We start from the raw sequence: 19,186 nt of genomic DNA, 5'->3' as shown, positions 1-19,186 counted from the left end.
AAAGGAACATGCAGGATGAGAATTACGGATCTGTTGAAAAAAGATACAGTCATTATTGACCTTGTTTCTTCATCAAAACTTGAGGTCATTGATGAATTGGTCTCAAAACTTGATAAAGCTGGCCGTCTACAGGACAAAGAACAATACAAACAGGCAATCTTAACAAGAGAAAGCCAAAGTACAACAGGGATTGGTGAAGGTATAGCGATACCACACGCGAAGACAGCTGCGGTGAAGACACCAGCGATTGCGTTTGGACGCTCCATAAAGGGAGTAGATTATGAATCATTGGATGGACAACCAAGCCATTTATTTTTCATGATCGCGGCAAGTGAAGGGGCAAATAATGCACATCTTGAAACCCTATCAAGATTATCTTCATTATTAATGGACGTTGGTTTTCGTGAACAGCTTATGCAAGTTAAAACACCAGACGAGTTAATCGATGTTATTAATGAAAAGGAAAATGAATCAGAGGAAGTAGAAGCGCCGGTAGAGAAAAAAGAAGGACAGCAAAAAGTTCTTGCGGTAACGGCATGTCCAACTGGAATTGCACATACGTATATGGCTGCAGACTCATTAAAGGCAAAAGCAAAAGAAATGAACATTGATTTAAAGGTTGAAACAAATGGTTCAACAGGTGTGAAAAATGAACTGACTCAAGCAGACATTGATGAGGCAGTCGCAATCATTGTGGCTGCAGACAAGCAAGTAGAAATGACTCGTTTTAATGGTAAAAAAGTAATTCAGGTGCCGGTTGCTCAAGGTATTCGCATACCTGAGGAATTATTAACAAGAGCAGTTAATCAGGATGCCCCAATTTACCAAGCTGAAAAAAACGAAAAGAAAAAAACAGAAGGCGGAGAAAGAAGCGGTTTTTATAAGCATTTAATGAATGGTGTTTCTAACATGCTTCCGTTTGTTGTAGGTGGCGGACTCTTAATTGCCATTTCATTTATTTTTGGAATCAATGCTTCAGACCCGAATGATCCATCCTATAGTCCGATTGCTGGCGCGTTGATGACAATCGGAAGTGCTAATGCGTTTCAATTAATGATTCCTGTTTTAGCGGGATTTATCGCCATGAGTATTGCTGACCGTCCCGGATTAGCACCAGGTATGATTGGTGGTCTAATGGCGACAACAGGAGGAGCTGGTTTTTTAGGCGGATTAATAGCTGGTTTCCTTGCAGGATATGTGGTCTTATTATTGAAAAAATTCTTCTCAGGTTTACCATCATCATTTGAAGGTCTAAAACCAGTGCTGATTTATCCGTTCTTTGGAATTTTGATTACAGGTGCGATTATGTATGTACTTGTTGGTCCGTTAAAATTTGTAATGGACGGATTGACCGGTTGGTTAGAAGGACTAGGTACAGGGAACTTGATTGTACTTGGTTTAATTCTAGGGGGAATGATGTCAATTGATATGGGTGGCCCAATTAATAAGGCCGCATTTACCTTTGGAATTGCCATGATTGATGCTGGAAATTACGCACCACATGCAGCTATTATGGCGGGTGGAATGACACCGCCGCTTGGACTAGCTTTAGCAACAACCCTCTTTAAAAATAAATTTACAAAGCAAGAGCGTGAAGCTGGAAAAACGGCTTATTTCATGGGTGCATCGTTTATTACAGAAGGTGCAATTCCATTTGCTGCTGCCGATCCTGGGCGTGTTATTCCTTCCGCGGTCATTGGTTCAGCAGTTACGGGTGCACTAACCATGTTGTTTGGTATTGGCTTACCTGCTCCACATGGAGGAATATTTGTTATTCCTTTTGTAAATGGTAGTTGGGCGTTATACGTACTTGCGATAATCATCGGTACAATAATAACGGCGCTATTAGTTGGGTTCTTGAAAAAACCGATAAAATAAGGGTATTACCCCGTGCTACTTAGGCACGGGGTATTTTTAATGATAATGTAATGGGTTTATAAGTGATGGTGTTATTGTTTTGAAGTAGCGCATTGTTTGCTTGAGTCGAGGTGAGTACAAGGTGGCCAAGATTATTTCCAGTTTCAATGATGGGTCCTTGATCCATTGACAGGTAACGGATCTTTTCTTTCCACGTAAAGTTTGTGGGACAAGGGGTATTTCCTTTTTGTTTAATGATATCGTAGGTCGCATCACAGTATCTGTTGATTTCTTTATTCCTTCTTTTCGCTGCATTTATTGTAACGATTGCCTTCATCAATCCGCCTTGTATCCCTGAAAAACTCATATTGTTCATTGGACTACTCGTAAATTGGTAGATGCATAAACCTTCTCCATCGGGAAATTCGATATTGGTTGAAACAGCAGAAGCGTAATGAACATCTCCTGATAAAATAAAGCAGTGACTCGGGTTCCATTCTTTGATTTGGTGAAGGAGTTCACTAAAGCCCTCTCCGTTATACTTCCAGGATTCAAAGTCAAATGCTGTTGTTGAGGGAACTCCAATTGTTTTTAATGGATACATATATTGATTGAGAAAGGACTCAATTAAGCCAATTCCATAGACCGGTGCTGGGGAGATTACAAGGAGTGGTTCACCGCTTTTCCATCCACTACCATCTAAACAATCTGTTAAGTTCCGCCAACCGCGTTCACCAATGAGCTGCGGAGGACGGTCCTTTTCTTCGATCGTACGACCAAGGGAAACTGGGAGAGGGGTGTGATCGTACTTTCGTTGTGTTCTTGTATCAAGGAAAATGGATGCTGGGCTTGTCGGTGCAACAAAATTCCACTGATTGAATTTCCAAAGTATTTCTTCCCATGCTTCATGTGAATGTGAACGAGTATCATAAGTTTTACTATATCCCCACATCTTACGGAGAAATACAGGGTCAAATCGGTCTGGGTCATTACCCCATCCTTGAAACAGCCAATACGCCATAAGTCCATTGGCAACGACATGTCTTCCAAGTTTTGATGAATAGACGCTATTTTTCCAATTGTGACTGATGTTCCAATCATCTGTAATATCATGGTCATCAAAGATCATATAGGTCGGAATGTTAGCAAGTAATCTTCTTACCTTTGTAAGTGTTTGGTAGGTTTCCTTCACATCTTCCACTTGTTCGTTATACTCTTTTTCATATACTTTCTTTTCCTTCTTTCTCTTCCCTTTTTTGTAAATATAATAAAGTTGGTTTTTCCTAGTTTGGTCTTTAAATGAAGGAAAATCACCATCATCTGTGTAAGCACCCCAAAGTTCTGGTGACCATGCTAGTAAATATAGAGCGGCATATTCACCAAATGTCATTGCATGGTTCCGGGCATTTGCGGAGGTGAATTTGCAAAAATGCTCCATGATAAATTGTCTTCCTCGGGTTTGGTTTATTGATTTTTTGAAAGGTTTATTTTCTAGGCGAGGCTCTATTTCAGTAAGGTTTTCTCCTCTACCAATTAGTTTTTTACCTGCTTCCGTCATGATGTGAAATACTGGATCTGGCACATCATCTGCATAAATTTGGTCACCTAATAAAAATAAAGCGTCTGGGCGCTTTTCGAGGTCTAAAAAGTTCATTTTGATTGTTTCGTCTCCTTGGCTAAGGGCATCCTCACCTTTTCCATGAAGTTTTCGACATGAGCCATATAGGAGATTGGTTTTTTGTTGAGTTAGATCTCGAATAAAAAAGCTAGGAAAATCGAGGTCTCCATATGTGATGGAGTTTGGTTGCTCTTTTCCTAGGAGTCCGAAGTCTTGAAGGTCATAAATGTCAGAATTCTTTTGGAAAAGGAGATTATAGGCTAGGAGTGTGTTTACAGGGAACTGTGCTTGATACGGTGGTGTTAGTTTGATTAGGCTAATATAAAGTTGTTTTCCAGCACGGAAAGTGGTTGTTTCAGTATCACAATCTATTTCATGGTACGCAAAATTGGTATCATCTATTTTTTCAATTTGATACAGCTTTGCACCAAGTCTGTATCTTTTTCTTAACGCAATCCAAATATAAATGTGAGAAGGCTCAACTCGGCGTAGGATTGGCCCCGATAAAATTGTCGGTATATCCATTTTGTTCACCATCCCATTTTTTTATATCCTATTCAGGGTTCTAGTGGCCGTTCATTTCAGGTATGTAACAGAAATGTGTTGGAACGGGAGATTGGGTGTTTTGATTGAGAGTTCGCGATGCAAGCTGGAGTGAGAAGGGAGAGTAAGGGTGTACTGGGGTTTCTCAGTACAAGCTGGGGTAAAAAGAGAGCGAGCGTGTCCCGCAAGAGTGGTTTTGCGATACAAGCTGGAGTAAAAAGAGAGTGAGCGTGTCCCGCAAGATTGAGTTCCTTGTACAAGTGGAGAAGAAAGTGCATAAGTGAGAAAAGCCAAACAAAAAAACTTCGAGTAACAAAATAGTTTGTCAAATTTAGGTGATACAGCTTATAATTCGTTATAGCAGTAGGAAAATCACAAGGAGAGAGCAAAATGATTCGACGTTTTTTTACATATTATAAGCCCCATCGCACTTTGTTTTTAATAGATTTTAGTTGTGCGGTGATTGTTGCGATTCTAGAGCTGGCCTTTCCGCTAGCGGTGCAGTGGTTTATTGATAAACTTTTGCCAACTAATAACTGGTCTGCAATCATATGGGTGAGCATTGGATTGTTAGTATTATATTCAGTTAGCACAGGTCTTCACTTTATTGTAGGCTATTGGGGCCATAAGCTTGGGATTAACATTGAAACGGATATGAGGCAGCAGTTATTCCAACATGTGCAGCGGCAGTCTTTTCGCTTTTTTGATAATACAAAAACAGGTCATATTATGAGCCGCATTACGAATGATTTGTTTGATATTGGTGAGCTTGCTCATCATGGTCCTGAGGATTTGTTCATTGCCATTATGACTTTTGTTGGGGCATTTTGGATTATGTTAACGATCAATGTGAAACTTGCTCTAATTGCGATTATTGTTGTGCCATTTTTAGTATGGTTGATTGCATTTTCAAATGTCCGTATGAATCGTGCGTGGAAGGCGATGTATAGCAATATTGCGGATGTAAATGCTAGGGTCGAAGATAGTGTGGCGGGGGCACGTGTTGTCCAATCCTTCACAAATGAAGAATTTGAAATTTCTAGATTTAGAGTTGATAACCGTAAATTTCGTCGTTCAAAGCTTAGTGCTTATAGAGTAATGGGATCAGCATCTGCTGGTATCTACCTCATGACACGTCTGTTTGTCCTTATCGTGTTAGTAGTCGGTGCGTGGTTAAGCTTTAGCGGGGAGCTTACTTACGGAGAATTAGTTGGATTCGTCTTATATGCCAATGTCCTGTTTAAACCGATTGATAAAATTAGTGCCCTATTGGAACTGTACCCAAAAGGGATGGCTGGTTTCAAACGTTTTACAGAGCTACTCGATATGGAGCCTGAAGTGAAAAATGCGAAAGATGCAATTGCAGTACCATCCCTTCGTGGAGATATTGCGTTTGATCAAGTAACCTTTGGCTATGATGAAAAGCAGGGACCGGTCTTAAAAGATATAAATCTTAAGGTTCATGCTGGAGAGACAGTGGCCTTTGTCGGCCCTTCTGGAGCCGGGAAAACGACTATTTGTTCTTTAATTCCTCGTTTCTACGATGTTGATGGAGGTTCCATTTCGATTGACGGAATGGATATTCGAATAATGACAAAGGAATCGTTGCGTTCCCAGATTGGAATTGTTCAGCAGGATGTTTTCCTTTTTACAGGAACGCTGCGTGAAAATATTGCATACGGATTGCTTGGGGCATCGGATGAACAAATTGAAGAGGCTGCAAGGCGTGCTCACCTGGAGGAGTTTATTGCTGGACTACCAGATGGCTATGAAACACAGGTTGGAGAACGTGGTCTTAAGCTTTCAGGTGGTCAAAAACAACGGATTGCCATCGCTCGAATGTTTTTAAAGAATCCACCAATCTTAATATTGGATGAAGCCACTTCTGCTTTAGATACGGAAACAGAGCAGATTATCCAAAAAGCCTTAACAGAGCTTTCAAAAAATCGCACAACACTTGTTATCGCACACCGTTTGGCTACAATCCGAAATGCAGATCGCATCATCGTGGTGACAGAAGAAGGTATTGCGGAACAAGGTGGACATGATGAACTACTAGAAAAAGGCGGGATCTTCGCAAATCTACATCAGGTCCAATATCAATCATAATAACCAGGAAACCCTGGTTATTTTTTTGTGCCAAATTGGGCCAAAGGTCATATAAAAATTTCAGATAGATGGCGGCCAAACGCACGGAAAAGGGTAGAAGAACAATGAATCTTGTCAGTTTCAATCGGATGGTAGGGAACAAGTAAAATTTATTTGTGAAATTTTATTTCAAAAAATGGTAAATTTGTACGAAAGGATGTTTTATTCTCCTTAACGAACTAAAGAGTATGACGAAAAATTGTAGGGGGAATCGTGCGTGAAAAAGGTGTGTAAGCTATTATTTGTGTTTACCTTTGTCAGTATTTTTTCACTCCAGGGAATCTGGGGCAACCCGGCAGAGGCAAGTGAGGGAGAGGAGCCAAATATTCGGATTGGGGTTGTGCCTTCTGTAGAGTCTTTGGCAGTCGGTGCGGTAAGTAAGTTTGATGTGATTAACAAAGAAACAGGTGAGGTCCTTTTAACAGGTGATAATGAGGAGGTTCAAGTTGAGCTTGCAGGCTCATCTGTTGTAAAAACAAATTATCGATTACAGGTTGCATATTCCACAAGCAATGCTTATATTCAGGATTGGTTACAGCGTGCTGAAACGTTTGGATATTCAACTTATCTTGAAGAATACAATAATGGTTGGCGTTTATTAATCGGAGAATTTCCGTCAGATGCATCTTTTGCGGTAAGAACTGCTTTTAAAGATGAAATTGTGGCAAGAGGATTAGGTGCTAGTGATGCCTACTGGAGATTAATTACAACTGTTGAAGGCGAATCAACAATCAAAGTCTCAAAAGGGGAAACAGCCATCACCACAACAAATCCGATTCAGATTGTTTCAGAGGATTTAGTGACGATTAACGGGAATCAGTATCGTGGAATCGCTGAGGTTGGTTTTAATAGTTCGGGGGCACTTGCGGGAATCAACGAACTGCCAATAGAGGAGTATTTATATGGTGTTGTCCCACGCGAATTACCTCCTGTACCATACGGGGAATTAGAGGCGCAAAAGTCACAAGCCATTGCTGCAAGAACATATGCCTTATCAAATATGGGTAAAAGAGGTAATGACGGGTATGATCTTCTTCCAACAACGTCTGACCAAGTGTATGGTGGTTTTGAGGCTGAACACCCCATTTCGAACGATGCAGTTGATGGTACACGAGGGATTGTTGCAACTTACGAAGGAAAATTAATTACGGCTGTCTTTAATTCTACTAGTGGCGGTTTTTCGGCCAATAATGAAGATGTGTGGAATTCAGACCCTGTTCCATACTTAAGAGGAGTTCCAGATGCACAAAGAGGTAAGCGTTTGAGCACGTACCCTCTCTTGAGGTCTTCAAAAACAATAGCAACTCCAAATCCCTGCGTGCAGCAAGTGAGGGAGATTTTGAGGCAGATTGGTCTAAATACCATCGCTGGAATTTTGAATGGACAGCCGAAGAAATGAGCGATGTATTGAGTACATCCTTTAACACTGAGGTTGGTAAGGTTTATGAAATTAATGTTTTAGAGCGCTCAAGTTCAGGTCGTGTGCTCGAAATGGAGTTTGTTACGGAGAATGGTACATTTTATGAAACCAAGGATCGCATTCGAACAACTTTAAAATATATTAATGCAAGCGGTAACCAAGCTTCCCTGCTAAGTACGTTGTTCCATATTGAGCCTGTGAAGGATAGTAATAAAGAAGTAACTGGATTTAAAGTATACGGTGGCGGCTGGGGTCATGGTGTTGGCTTGTCGCAAACGGGTGCAGTCGGAATGGCTGAAAAAGGGGCAACCTTTGAGGAAATCCTCAAGCATTATTACCAAGGAATCGACATAGAGGATAGATACTAATAAAGAAGACTCGTGCATGGGCACGAGTCTTCTTTATTATAATTTAAATGAACTTTTCAATGAAACAGTTCGGTTAAAGACTGGATGGTTATCTGTAGAGTGCGTCGGATCGACGTTAAAGTAACCATGTCTAAAGAATTGGAACTTGTCATGTGGCTTCACATCTTTCATGTTCGGCTCTACGAATCCATTTAATATCTCAAGAGAGTTTGGATTGACGTAATCGAGGAATGTTTTATCCTCTTCTTCCTCTTTTTCTTCAGCATCTAAAATAAGTGGCTCATACAAACGGAATTCAGCAGGAATCGCTTGTGTTGCCTCAACCCAGTGAATGGTACCTTTTACCTTACGACCTGTAAAGCCTGTACCACTCTTTGTTTCAGGATCATACGTACAATGAAGCTCCACCACATTTCCTTCCTCATCCTTAATGACTTCTTCACATTTAATGAAATACGCGTGCTTTAGACGAACCTCATTGCCAGGGAAGAGACGGAAATACTTTTTCGGCGGATTTTCCATGAAATCCTCTTGCTCGATGTAAATTTCACGAGAAAATGGAATTTGTCTTGTACCCATTTCTGGATTTTCAGGGTTAATTTCTGCATCCAGCATTTCCACTTGTCCTTCTGGATAGTTGGTGATGACCACCTTAAGAGGATTAATAACCCCCATTGTACGTGGTGCTTTAAGCTTTAAATCTTCACGAACGAAATGCTCAAGCATTTGTGTATCAACGGTTCCGTTGTTTTTCGCAACCCCTAGCTCACGCAAGAATGTACGGATGGCTTCAGGTGTATACCCTTTTCTTCTAAGCCCTGAAATGGTTGGCATGCGTGGGTCATCCCATCCATCCACAAAGCCTTCGTCTACAAGCAGCTTTAGCTTACGCTTACTCATCACCGTATTTGTTAAATTGATACGGCCAAATTCAATTTGTTGTGGCTTACTTTCCATTTCACATTGCTCAACAACCCAATTATAAAAAGGACGTTGATCTTCGAACTCAATCGTACATATAGAATGAGTCACACCTTCAATTGCATCCTCAATAGGATGAGCAAAAGCATACAACGGATAAATGCACCATTTATCACCAGTATTGTGGTGAGTTGTATGTGAAATTCGGTAAATGACAGGGTCACGCAAATTGATGTTCGGTGATTTCATATCAATTTTTGCACGTAAAACTTTTTCACCATTTCCGTACTTACCAGCACGCATGTTTTCGAACAACTCAAGGTTTTCTTCAATTGAACGATCACGATATGGGCTTTCTTTTCCAGGTTCTGTTAGGGTTCCACGATATTCACGGATTTCATCTGCGCTTAAATCGTCGACATAAGCAAGGCCCTTTTTAATGAGTAAAACAGCACGGTCATACATTTCCTCAAAGTAATTCGATGCAAAAAATAAACCGTCCCAATCATAACCAAGCCATTTCACATCTTCTTTAATCGAGTTCACAAACTCAATGTCCTCTTTTAAAGGGTTTGTATCGTCAAATCGTAGGTTCGTTTTACCTTTAAATTCATCTGCAAGGTCAAAATTTAGAATGATTGATTTAGCATGTCCGATGTGTAAATACCCATTTGGTTCTGGTGGGAAGCGGGTGACAACGTGGTCACGCTTTCCAGTTTCTAAATCGTCGATTATGATATTTCTAATAAAATTTGAAACATTATTATTTTCCACGGCCATAACCTCTTTCGTTATCCTGTACTGGACGCTCAAAAAGTCTTGGTACTATTAATTGCATTGCTTCTTTTTGAACATCGTCTATAATGGATGAATATATCATAAAACCAGAATAATTACCATTATTCTCATGTTTACCAAAGATTAAGTTGATTATTAGGCTGTCTTTCATATAAGCTTTACTTTATCTGAAATTATCAACTTTATTCAGTGGGGGTTAAACCCCACTGAATAAAGTTAAAGCCTCTGGCGGAGACATGCGATTTTTAAAGGAAGTTTTTCAATCAGTAAGATCAAAGACTAAAAGCGCCACTTCCTGTGGCAACGTCTTTATGACCCACTTCCTGTGGGCCTAAATCTGGGCGCAAATACGCCAAGGCGCATTTGAAATTATTGGAGCGAGGTTTTATGGAAAATAAGATTGAAATTATTGAGATCTGCCTGTTAGCGGGAAAGATTATGCTCGAGAGTGGGGCAGAAACCTATCGAGTAGAGGACACAATGAATCGTATGGCTGCCGCTTTTGGGAACGTAACGTCTCAAAGCTATGTAACACCAACGGGAATTATGTTCTCGACAAGTGGTACAGAACCTACAAATATAGTACGAATAAATGAGAGGTCTACTGATTTAGAAAAAGTAACCCTAGTAAATAACATTTCGCGAAAAATTAGCAGCGGGGAATTAACGCTTCAAGAAGCAAAGCGGGAGTTAGAGGAGCTTTCAAAAAAGAATCTTTCTTTTCCGATTTGGATTCAGGTTCTTTCAGCAGCCATAGCTAGCGGTTGCTTTACGATTATGTTCCTTGGGAGTTGGACCGATTTTTTACCAGCTTGTATCGCGGGAGGAGTGGGCTTTGCCTTTTTTTTCTTCCTTCATCAGCTGGTTCGAATAAAGTTCTTTGCGGAATTTATGGCGTCATTTTTAATTGGAATGATTGCCTATCTGTTTATTGTAACTGGACTTGGGGCTGAACTCGATAAAATTATTATCGGTTCTGTAATGCCACTTGTACCTGGTTTATTGATTACAAATGCCGTTCGTGATTTAATTGCAGGACACCTTGTTTCGGGGATTTCAAAGGGGGCGGAAGCATTTCTAACTGCTTTTGCCATTGGAACGGGAGTAGCGGTAGTTCTCGCTATTTTCTAAGTTGAAAGGAGTTTAAAATGCTTTCCCATCTGATTACAAGCTTAATTGCTTCAAGTACATTTGGAATCATCTTCAACGTTCCGAAAAAGTCGCTTATTAAATGTGGGTTTGTCGGAATGATTGGCTGGATGTTATATATCTTTTTATTTCTACAAGGGATTGATGCTGTATATGCGACACTTGCTGCCTCTTTTTTAGTTGCAGTCATCAGCCATATCTTTGCAAAGGTCTATAAAAACCCAGTGATTATCTACAGCATCGTTGGAATCATCCCCTTAGTACCTGGTGGAATCTCATACGACGCAATGAGGAATTTTGTTGAAAATGACTATTCAACAGCACTCCCACTAGCAGCAAGGGCATTTATGATTTCTGGCGCGATTGCCTTCGGACTTGTCTTATCCGAGGTACTAAACCAGTTAATTTTTAGGAGAAAGAAGAGAGTTTAGTTGAAGCTTCCGGAATATCATATTCCTGGAGGCTTTTTATTTTGGATAGGTGTATGGCTAGAGCCTTTGGTCCGAATAAAAAGTTCATGAAATATAAAGGAATCTCGGCATATTCATAGAAAGTAAGGGTGTATAATATTTGGTCACACAAACACCAGCCTCAAACCGAAGGGAGACGTCTATGAGCAAAAACGATGGCATTTATAATGATTTATCGAAGGACATGACATATGGTGACTATCTTCAACTAGATACATTACTCTCGAGCCAGCATCGCCTTTCCGAGCATCATGATGAAATGCTTTTTATTATTATCCACCAAACAAGTGAGCTTTGGATGAAGCTTATTTTACATGAAATTAAAGCTGCAAAAGCGTCTATCTTAAAAAACGACCTCGAACCTGCTTTTAAGATGCTATCAAGGGTATCAAAAATTCAGCAGCAATTAATTCAATCCTGGGATGTCCTTTCAACATTAACACCTTCTGAGTATATGGAATTTAGGGGGCAACTTGGAAAGTCATCAGGCTTCCAATCCTATCAAAATCGGTTAATCGAGTTTGCACTGGGCCATAAGAAGCCCAATGTGCTAGGGGTATATAAGCATCAACCTGAAATTTACAAACAGGTTGAAAATGCGCTTCAAGAAAGAAGTATCTATGATGCTGCTATCCTAGCTCTTTCAAAAAGAGGCTTTCACATCGATGAATCGTACCTTAAAAGGGATTGGACGGAGGATTATAAGGCAAATGATAGTGTTGAACAGGCCTGGCTAGAAGTCTATCAAAACGTAGAAAAGTATTGGGATTTTTACGAGCTTGCGGAGAAGTTAGTTGATATTGAATCCCACCAACAGAAATGGCGCTATAATCACATGATTACGGTTGAACGGATTATCGGATATAAAAGAGGAACTGGGGGTTCGGCGGGGGTTGAGTACTTAAAGCAGGTGAGCAACCATCGCTTCTTCCCTGAGTTGTGGAATATGCGGACAAAATTATAAAGGGGCTTAATGTAAAAATGGACATACAAATTCAAGCCGTTTCAAAAGAGGAAGAAGACGTTTTACATAATCTCATGCAATTTTATATCTATGAATTTACGAAATATATGAGTAGTATAACGATAAAAGAAAATGGACGTTTTGGTAGATTTAATCTGGACGTCTATTGGACCGACCGTAATCATCATGCATATTTTGTGAAAGTGGATGGTTTACTTGCAGGATTTGTTTTACTGCAAAGTCAATCAGATAAAGAACCCAATTCAATAGAAGAATTTTTTATCATGAGAGGTTATGAAGGCAAGGGTATTGGCTCTCGTGTTGCGGAGGAAATCTTTTCAATGTTTCCTGGAAGGTGGTATGTGCAACAGTCTGAAAAGAATGAGCGTGCCCGGGCGTTTTGGAGAAATATCATTTCAAAATGTACGAAGGGAAACTATGAGGAACGATTTGATGAAAGAAACTGTTCGATTCAGGAATTTACTATAGAAGAAAGTAAATAAGGAGTTCGCCAAACGGTGAACTCCTTATTTGATCATAAATTCATCAAACGGCAAGTAATAAACGGGGTAATGTTCTAGCTGTTCAAATCCGAGTTTCTTTGCAATCGCAATCGAGTCTTTGCGAAACGACTCTGTTGTCCAGTGAGGGGTTACATTCCGTATTAGACATTCTTCGATAAAGGCCCTTGCCATTGCGGTAGCAAGTCCTTTACCCCGGTGGTTTGTGTCATATGTGTTAATTCCAATTTCGTATTCATTTTCAGATACAAAGACAGAGAGACAAGTTCCGATCACGTTTGATCCTTGAACAACAACGTAGCCGAAGCCCTTTTGGAAAAATGGACCAAGGGATTCTCCCCAAAATTTTATGATTTCGTTTTTAACAATATCATCTCTATCTCTTTCAATTAGCTCCTGACTTATGGGTTGTACCTCATATCCTTCAGGCACATCTTTAGAATCACTAGAATTAAACCATTCTTTATGGAAAACAAACGGCACACGCTCCCCCTTCAAAAGGGAAACTCTCGTAAAAATGGATTCAACAGATCCATTCCATTCATGGTTTGGGTAAATTTCGAGATTTAAAGTATCCTCCTCTGGGAGTGCCTCAAGGCGGATTTCAGATGCGATATATTCCTCAAGTTCTGAGTTAAACTTCTCATTATCAATCCTACCGCAAAGATAGAACATCTCATTTTTTGCCCAAATAAAGGCGGTTTTAGGATTTCTCTCGTTATCTACGTAAATCTCACCGAGATTATTACCATCAATCACTCCATGCATAACTGGATGGTTTTCTAATCCAGTGAGGAGTGGTTTCACAATTTTAAACTTAACAGCATCGAGCTTCATAATCATTTTCTTCACGACCTTTTATCGATTCAGGTGTCTTCTTGAATCCTGTTACAACAATTATTCTCCAAATCGAGTAAAATTTCCTTTAGTCTCTGGAACTTTTGTGTAAAATAAAGAGGATGAATGTAATGGAGGAAAGTGACATGATTACGATGAAAGAAATTGCGAAGCTGGCTAATGTCTCTAGTGCAACTGTTTCGCGTGTGCTGAACAACTCAGGATATGTGAGTGATGACGTTCGCAAACGGATTTTAAAAATCATTGATGAAACTGGTTATATACCAAGTGAGCATGCGAAGGCATTACGAACAAAGCAATCCAATGTCATTGGTGTCATTTTACCAAAATTAAGTACTGAGACAGCTAGTAGAATTGTAAGTGGAATCAGTGAAGAACTAGCCAAACACGGCTATCAAATACTATTAACCAATACAAATCTTGATCCGAAAAAAGAAATCGAGTATGTAAAACTTTTAAAAAGCAAACAGGTTGATGGTATCATTCTTCTTGCCACAAACCGAAGTGAGACACTACTTAAGGAAATCGAAAAACTTCGCATCCCTTTTGTGGCGACTGGACAGGAATTTGAGGGGATACCTTCTGTTATTAACAATAACTACGGGGCTGCAAAAGACATCACCAATCTCCTAATCAATAAAGGCCATACTAAAATTGCTTTTATCGGTGTAGACGAGTCAGACTATGAGGTAGGATTCAAGCGTAAAGCGGGATACTTAGCGGCGCTGAAGGAAAGCCAATTACCGGTTATAGATCAGTGGATCCAAAAAGGGGAGTTCACGATTGAGTCAGGCTATATGATGGCAAAAGAGATCATTGAATCTTCTTCTGAAAAACCAACTGCAATTGTCGCGGTTACAGATCGTTTAGCAATAGGCACCATGGAATACCTGAAAGAACAAGGTTTACATGTTCCAAAGGATATTGCTCTAACAGGTATGGGTGCGTCCGATTTATCAAAATATATCACCCCTAAATTAACTACAGTTGATCTATTAAGTGAGCATACTGGAGCGGAAGCAGCCAAGACATTATTACAGATGTTGCAGGAAGGGATTTCCTTAGAAAAAAAACAAATCGACTATAGACTAATAATTAGAGATAGTATATAATCGGTTTTGTAATGAATGTGTAATCGATTACACACAGGACATTAATTTTTTTTAGTGAATGTGTAATCGATTACCTATTAACATAATTCAGCAGAAACACTGCTGAATTATGTTAAAGCCTCCGGCGGATGCCACAGATTTTCAATGGAAACTTTTCGAGCTTAAGATCAAAGACTTAGTACGCCACTTCCTGTGGCAACGTCTTTGTGACCCTCATCGTGTGGGCCTAAAAAATCTGGGCGCAAATACCTCAAGGCGTATTTGATTTTTAACGAATGTGTAATCGATTACACACAAACACTATTTAATAGAGGTGATAGTAATGTCAGAAAATCGTCGAATTGCTGAAGAAATTATTGCAGCGGTTGGTGGTAAAGAAAACATCCTTTCTGCCGCACACTGTGCGACAAGATTACGAATTATGGTACAAGATAAAGAAAAAATCAACCAAGAAAAGATTGAGAATGTAGATAAGGTTAAGGGGGCATTCTTTAACTCCGGTCAATTCCAAGTCATCCTTGGTACAGGAACAGTAAATCGTATTTATGAAGAAGTCGAGAAACTTGGAATTGAAACATCAACGAAGGCCGACCAATCAAAAGAGGCAGCGAAAAGTGGAAATGCCTTTCAACGTGCTATCAGAGCATTCGGTGACGTGTTCGTTCCAATCATTCCAGCTTTAGTTGCAACAGGTCTTTTCATGGGTGTACGAGGCTTAGTGATGCAGGAACAAATCCTTGCATGGTTTGGCTTAACTCCTGCTAGTATCCCTGAAAACTTCATTTTATTCACACAAATTTTAACGGATACAGCCTTTATTTTCTTACCTGCCCTAGTAGCATGGTCAACATTCCGCGTGTTTGGCGGAAACCCAACTATTGGACTCATCCTAGGATTAATGTTAGTCAGTCCATCATTGCCAAACGCATGGGGGGTTGCAGGTGGTGAAGTAGAGCCACTGAAATTCTTTGGATTTATCCCAGTGGTTGGTTATCAAGGTTCCGTGATCCCAGCATTTATCACAGGTATTGTTGGTGCCAAGCTTGAAAAATGGATTCGTAAACGTGTACCAGAAGCATTGGATCTAATTGTAACGCCGTTTTTAACATTACTAATCATGATTGCTTTAGCACTCTTTGCAATTGGACCGGTATTCCACACAGTTGAAAACCTGATTTTAGACGCAACAGTAGCGGTACTTGAGTGGCCATTTGGATTAGCGGGTATTGTCATTGGAGCCTTAAACCAAATCATCGTTATTACAGGTGTCCATCACGTCTTTAACTTATTAGAAATACAACTACTTGAAAACTTCGGTAATAATCCATATAACGCGATTGTTACTTGTGCAACTGCAGCACAAGGTGGAGCGGCTTTAGCTGTAGGATTAAAAACAAAATCAAAAAAATTAAAAGCTTTAGCACTACCATCATCATTATCGGCATTTTTAGGAATAACAGAACCAGCTATTTTCGGGGTTAACCTTCGTTATGGAAAACCGTTTATTATGGGTATTATCGGTGGTGGTGTTGGTGGTTTCTTTGCCTCAATCTTTGGACTAAAAGCAACAGGGATGGCAATCACCGTAATTCCTGGAACACTGCTTTATCTAAATGGACAAATTTTGCTCTATATTCTCGTGAACGTAATCGCAGTAGCGGTAGCATTCATACTAACTTGGATGTTCGGTTATTCAGATAAAATGCTAGAAGGCAAGTAATGACTTGCCTTCTTTACGTAAGGAGTTCATCATGAATCAACATGAATTAATAGAAAAGGCAAATCAAGAAGTTGAGCGAAATAGGGAAATGGTAGAAAGTGATCCGTATCGTTTGCGATTTCACCTAATGCCCCCAGTTGGTTTGTTAAATGATCCAAATGGCTTCATTCAATTTAAGGGGGTATACCACTTGTTTTATCAGTGGAACCCATTTGAAACGGCACACGGTGCGAAATTTTGGGGACATTATACCTCAAAGGATTTCATAAACTGGGAGCACCAACCAATTGCTCTAGCTCCAAGCGAATGGTATGAGAAAAATGGCTGTTATTCAGGAAGTGCCATTGAGAATGATGGGAAAATGGTGCTATTTTATACGGGAAATGTGAAGGATGAAAATGGGGACCGTGAGACGTATCAATGTATGGCAGTTTCACAGGATGGAATTACGTTTGAGAAAAAGGGACCCGTCATTTATCTTCCAGAAGGCTATACCGCTCATTTTCGTGACCCAAAGGTTTGGAAAAAAGAAGATACGTGGTATATGGTGCTAGGAGCACAAGACGAAGACAAGCAGGGGAAGGTTGTTCTTTATTCCTCTACAGACCTTATGAATTGGAATTTGCTCGGTCCACTAACGGGCTCGGCGATGAATCAACTTGGGCCATTCGGTTACATGTGGGAATGCCCGGATTTGTTCGAGTTAGACGGGAAGGATGTTCTGCTTGTTTCACCTCAAGGGCTTGAGCCAGAGGGAGACGTATATCATAATTTATTCCAAGCAGGTTATTTTGTTGGCGAGTTAGATTATCAAAAAGCTTCTTATCAGCATGGCTCTTTTACTGAATTAGATCGCGGGTTTGACTTCTATGCTCCGCAAACAACCGTTGATGAAAAAGGAAGAAGACTCCTTTTTGCATGGATGGGAATTACGGATGATAATGAAAAATATCAACCGACTATTGAAAAAGGTTGGATCCATGCGATGACCCTGCCACGTGTTCTTACACGTAAAGGGGAAAAAATTGTGCAGCAGCCAGTGGAAGAGTTGCAGCTGTTACGTAAAAATGAAGTGTCCTATAATGAGGTTCAAATCATAACATCTAATGTTACTCTTGAAGGGATAAAAGGAGAGGCACTTGAACTCCTTTTTGATGAAATAATTTACGAAGGGGACTCCTTTGAAATCAATTTTAGAGGTGGAGCAAGGTTCGAATATTCTTCGAAACTAGGAAAAATGAGGCTCCAGCGCAAAAACTTTAAGGATGGAAGCATAGAATCACGCCATTGTAAGATTGATGCGGTGAAAAAACTACACGTGTTTATAGATACTTCTTCGATTGAGATTTTCGTGAATGATGGAGAAGAAGTGTTTACAGCAAGGTATTATCCAGATGTTGCGGATCAAACCATAACATTCTCAGCCCTTGGAAGGGTACAGTTTGATTTGAAGAAATGGGATTTGGGCTAAGGTACACGCTCGGAGTTAAAAGACTTGAGCTTGTTCTTTAGAATGGTTTCGCGGTACATGCTCAACGCCTAAAGGCTCGAGCGTGACCTGCAAGAAGGGCCTCGCGTACATGCTCAACGTCAAAAGGCTCAAGCGTGTCCCGCAAGAAGTGTTTCGCGGTACATGCTCGACACCTAAAATCCTAAGCATGTACTTTTAGCCCCTAAAAATAAGTTTAAACGAAAGAAAGTGATGCGATGAAACAGGGTGTTATTTGTTTAGGTGAAGCATTAATCGATTTCATTCCACTTGACCAAGACAATATGCAGTTTCTCAAGAGTCCTGGAGGTGCACCGGCGAATGTTGCGGTAGGTGCAGCAAGACTTGGTGCAAAGTCGTCATTCATCGGTAAAGTTGGGGATGATGTTCTTGGCAATTTTTTAAAAGTGACTTTGGAGAATTATAATGTTCAAACGGAAACGATGTACCTTTCAAATGAAGTTCGTACAGCTATTACGTTTGTTACATTGGGAGAAGATGGTGAGCGAGAGTTTTCGTTTTATATCGAAAAAACCGCGGACCGCTATTTAACTCCTGAAGAGATTCCAGTGTCTCTTTTTGATGAGCATAATGTGTTCCACTTTGGTTCAATCTCTCTCATTGATGACCCGGCGGAGTCGGCGACGAAGAGGGCGCTCCAGCTGGCGAAGGAAAAAGGTTTAGTCGTTTCCTATGATCCAAACCTAAGGCCAATGCTATGGAAGGATTTAGACATAGCGAAACAGAAAATCACTTCTATGCTTCGTGAGGCAGATGTCGTGAAATTATCAGAGGTTGAGTTAGAGTTTATTACATGTGAGAAAGATATTGAACGTGGTGTTACAAAACTAGCACAATACAATATTCCACTATTATTCATCACGCTTGGTAAGGATGGAGTGCATGCTTTCTTTAAGGGAGAGTCCATTTTTGTGGAAGCGAGAAAGGTAAAAAGCGTGGATACAACAGGTGCAGGAGATGCGTTTGTGTCTGGATTGTTGTACCAGTTCAGCCGTAGAGATAAAGAGATAGTAGAATATTCGCTTGACGAAATCAAGGAGATTGCTACGTTTGCTAGTGTATCCGGTGCACTTGCAGTATCACAAAAAGGAGCCATGTCTGCATTGCCGACACTTGAGCAAGTTCAGGCATTTTCAGCTAAAAAATGAGGTGGATCAATTGAGAGTCCGCCATTTAATTGTGATATAGTAGTGTGTTCAAACCAAAAAA

15 protein-coding genes are annotated in these 19,186 nt (G+C 40.2%); 12 read left to right on the top strand and 3 right to left on the bottom strand.

What is annotated here, in order from left to right; all coding sequences use genetic code 11:
* Positions 1–15: 15 nt before the first annotated feature.
* Positions 16–1,878, top strand: coding sequence for a PTS fructose transporter subunit IIABC (locus tag NST91_RS25215; RefSeq protein ID WP_341333341.1), 1,863 nt, complete (start codon positions 16–18; stop codon positions 1,876–1,878).
* Positions 1,879–1,897: 19 nt separating this feature from the next.
* Here NST91_RS25215 and NST91_RS25210 read toward each other — a convergent pair whose 3' ends face one another.
* A complete protein-coding gene (locus NST91_RS25210; RefSeq protein WP_341333340.1) occupies positions 1,898–4,000 on the bottom strand; it encodes a metallophosphoesterase family protein in 2,103 nt (700 codons plus the stop codon).
* Between the two features lie 408 nt (positions 4,001–4,408).
* On the opposite strand from NST91_RS25210, the gene NST91_RS25205 reads away from it, so the two are divergent.
* From NST91_RS25205 to NST91_RS25195, 3 genes are all read left to right on the top strand, one after another.
* On the top strand, positions 4,409–6,127 hold the full coding sequence (locus NST91_RS25205; protein ID WP_341333339.1) for an ABC transporter ATP-binding protein: 1,719 nt from the start codon (positions 4,409–4,411) through the stop codon (positions 6,125–6,127).
* 256 nt (positions 6,128–6,383) lie between these two features.
* Positions 6,384–7,565, top strand: coding sequence for a SpoIID/LytB domain-containing protein (locus tag NST91_RS25200; RefSeq protein ID WP_341333338.1), 1,182 nt, complete (start codon positions 6,384–6,386; stop codon positions 7,563–7,565).
* A complete protein-coding gene (locus tag NST91_RS25195) occupies positions 7,481–7,954 on the top strand; it encodes a SpoIID/LytB domain-containing protein (RefSeq protein ID WP_503421005.1) in 474 nt (157 codons plus the stop codon). Before NST91_RS25200 ends, NST91_RS25195 begins: the two co-directional genes overlap by 85 nt.
* Positions 7,955–7,990: 36 nt before the next feature.
* Here NST91_RS25195 and NST91_RS25190 read toward each other — a convergent pair whose 3' ends face one another.
* Positions 7,991–9,655: a glutamine--tRNA ligase/YqeY domain fusion protein gene (locus NST91_RS25190; protein WP_341333336.1), complete on the bottom strand. Its 1,665-nt coding sequence runs from the start codon at positions 9,653–9,655 to the stop codon at positions 7,991–7,993.
* A gap of 405 nt (positions 9,656–10,060) precedes the next feature.
* Between NST91_RS25190 and NST91_RS25185 the strand changes: the two genes are divergently transcribed.
* The 4 genes from NST91_RS25185 to NST91_RS25170 all read left to right on the top strand — a co-directional run bounded on the left by NST91_RS25185 (position 10,061) and on the right by NST91_RS25170 (position 12,759).
* Complete coding sequence (locus NST91_RS25185) at positions 10,061–10,804, top strand: threonine/serine exporter family protein (RefSeq protein ID WP_341333335.1); 744 nt, start codon at positions 10,061–10,063, stop codon at positions 10,802–10,804.
* A gap of 17 nt (positions 10,805–10,821) precedes the next feature.
* The gene (locus NST91_RS25180; protein WP_341333334.1) at positions 10,822–11,253 is read left to right on the top strand and encodes a threonine/serine exporter family protein; all 432 of its coding nucleotides are present in this window, start codon (positions 10,822–10,824) and stop codon (positions 11,251–11,253) included.
* A 181-nt stretch (positions 11,254–11,434) separates the two neighbouring features.
* On the top strand, positions 11,435–12,256 hold the full coding sequence (gene kynA, locus NST91_RS25175) for a tryptophan 2,3-dioxygenase (protein WP_341333333.1): 822 nt from the start codon (positions 11,435–11,437) through the stop codon (positions 12,254–12,256).
* Positions 12,257–12,273: 17 nt separating this feature from the next.
* Positions 12,274–12,759: a GNAT family N-acetyltransferase gene (locus NST91_RS25170; RefSeq protein ID WP_341333332.1), complete on the top strand. Its 486-nt coding sequence runs from the start codon at positions 12,274–12,276 to the stop codon at positions 12,757–12,759.
* 24 nt (positions 12,760–12,783) lie between these two features.
* Here the strand turns inward: NST91_RS25170 and NST91_RS25165 are convergent, their stop codons facing one another.
* On the bottom strand, positions 12,784–13,620 hold the full coding sequence (locus NST91_RS25165; RefSeq protein ID WP_341333331.1) for a GNAT family N-acetyltransferase: 837 nt from the start codon (positions 13,618–13,620) through the stop codon (positions 12,784–12,786).
* Positions 13,621–13,760: 140 nt separating this feature from the next.
* On the opposite strand from NST91_RS25165, the gene NST91_RS25160 reads away from it, so the two are divergent.
* The 4 genes from NST91_RS25160 (at position 13,761) to NST91_RS25145 (ending at position 19,125) form a co-directional block, all read left to right on the top strand.
* Positions 13,761–14,747, top strand: coding sequence for a LacI family DNA-binding transcriptional regulator (locus NST91_RS25160; protein ID WP_341333330.1), 987 nt, complete (start codon positions 13,761–13,763; stop codon positions 14,745–14,747).
* A 322-nt stretch (positions 14,748–15,069) separates the two neighbouring features.
* Complete coding sequence (locus NST91_RS25155) at positions 15,070–16,467, top strand: sucrose-specific PTS transporter subunit IIBC (protein WP_341333329.1); 1,398 nt, start codon at positions 15,070–15,072, stop codon at positions 16,465–16,467.
* 31 nt (positions 16,468–16,498) lie between these two features.
* On the top strand, positions 16,499–17,938 hold the full coding sequence (locus tag NST91_RS25150) for a glycoside hydrolase family 32 protein (protein ID WP_341333328.1): 1,440 nt from the start codon (positions 16,499–16,501) through the stop codon (positions 17,936–17,938).
* A gap of 236 nt (positions 17,939–18,174) precedes the next feature.
* Positions 18,175–19,125 carry a carbohydrate kinase family protein gene (locus NST91_RS25145; protein ID WP_341333327.1) on the top strand — a complete coding sequence of 317 codons (951 nt, stop codon included), beginning with the start codon at positions 18,175–18,177 and terminating at the stop codon, positions 19,123–19,125.
* Positions 19,126–19,186: the final 61 nt, after the last annotated feature.

The organism is Ferdinandcohnia sp. FSL W7-1320, assembly GCF_038050315.1.
GTDB classification, from domain to species: domain Bacteria; phylum Bacillota; class Bacilli; order Bacillales; family Bacillaceae_L; genus Ferdinandcohnia; species Ferdinandcohnia aciditolerans.
The sequence above is the reverse complement of the archived record's forward strand: the minus strand, read 5'-3'. Positions and strand labels throughout refer to the sequence as shown.

What these genes read in the sequence shown, in the direction of transcription:
- NST91_RS25145 (WP_341333327.1), top strand. Translation starts at nt 18,175, where the DNA reads ATGAAACAGGGTGTTATTTGTTTAGGTGAAGCATTAATCGATTTCATT.
- NST91_RS25160 (WP_341333330.1), top strand. Translation starts at nt 13,761, where the DNA reads ATGATTACGATGAAAGAAATTGCGAAGCTGGCTAATGTCTCTAGTGCA.
- NST91_RS25185 (WP_341333335.1), top strand. Translation starts at nt 10,061, where the DNA reads ATGGAAAATAAGATTGAAATTATTGAGATCTGCCTGTTAGCGGGAAAG.
- NST91_RS25215 (WP_341333341.1), top strand. Translation starts at nt 16, where the DNA reads ATGAGAATTACGGATCTGTTGAAAAAAGATACAGTCATTATTGACCTT.
- NST91_RS25155 (WP_341333329.1), top strand. Translation starts at nt 15,070, where the DNA reads ATGTCAGAAAATCGTCGAATTGCTGAAGAAATTATTGCAGCGGTTGGT.
- NST91_RS25170 (WP_341333332.1), top strand. Translation starts at nt 12,274, where the DNA reads ATGGACATACAAATTCAAGCCGTTTCAAAAGAGGAAGAAGACGTTTTA.
- kynA (WP_341333333.1), top strand. Translation starts at nt 11,435, where the DNA reads ATGAGCAAAAACGATGGCATTTATAATGATTTATCGAAGGACATGACA.
- NST91_RS25205 (WP_341333339.1), top strand. Translation starts at nt 4,409, where the DNA reads ATGATTCGACGTTTTTTTACATATTATAAGCCCCATCGCACTTTGTTT.
- NST91_RS25150 (WP_341333328.1), top strand. Translation starts at nt 16,499, where the DNA reads ATGAATCAACATGAATTAATAGAAAAGGCAAATCAAGAAGTTGAGCGA.
- NST91_RS25180 (WP_341333334.1), top strand. Translation starts at nt 10,822, where the DNA reads ATGCTTTCCCATCTGATTACAAGCTTAATTGCTTCAAGTACATTTGGA.
- NST91_RS25190 (WP_341333336.1), bottom strand. Translation starts at nt 9,655, where the DNA reads ATGGCCGTGGAAAATAATAATGTTTCAAATTTTATTAGAAATATCATA.
- NST91_RS25165 (WP_341333331.1), bottom strand. Translation starts at nt 13,620, where the DNA reads ATGATTATGAAGCTCGATGCTGTTAAGTTTAAAATTGTGAAACCACTC.
- NST91_RS25210 (WP_341333340.1), bottom strand. Translation starts at nt 4,000, where the DNA reads ATGGATATACCGACAATTTTATCGGGGCCAATCCTACGCCGAGTTGAG.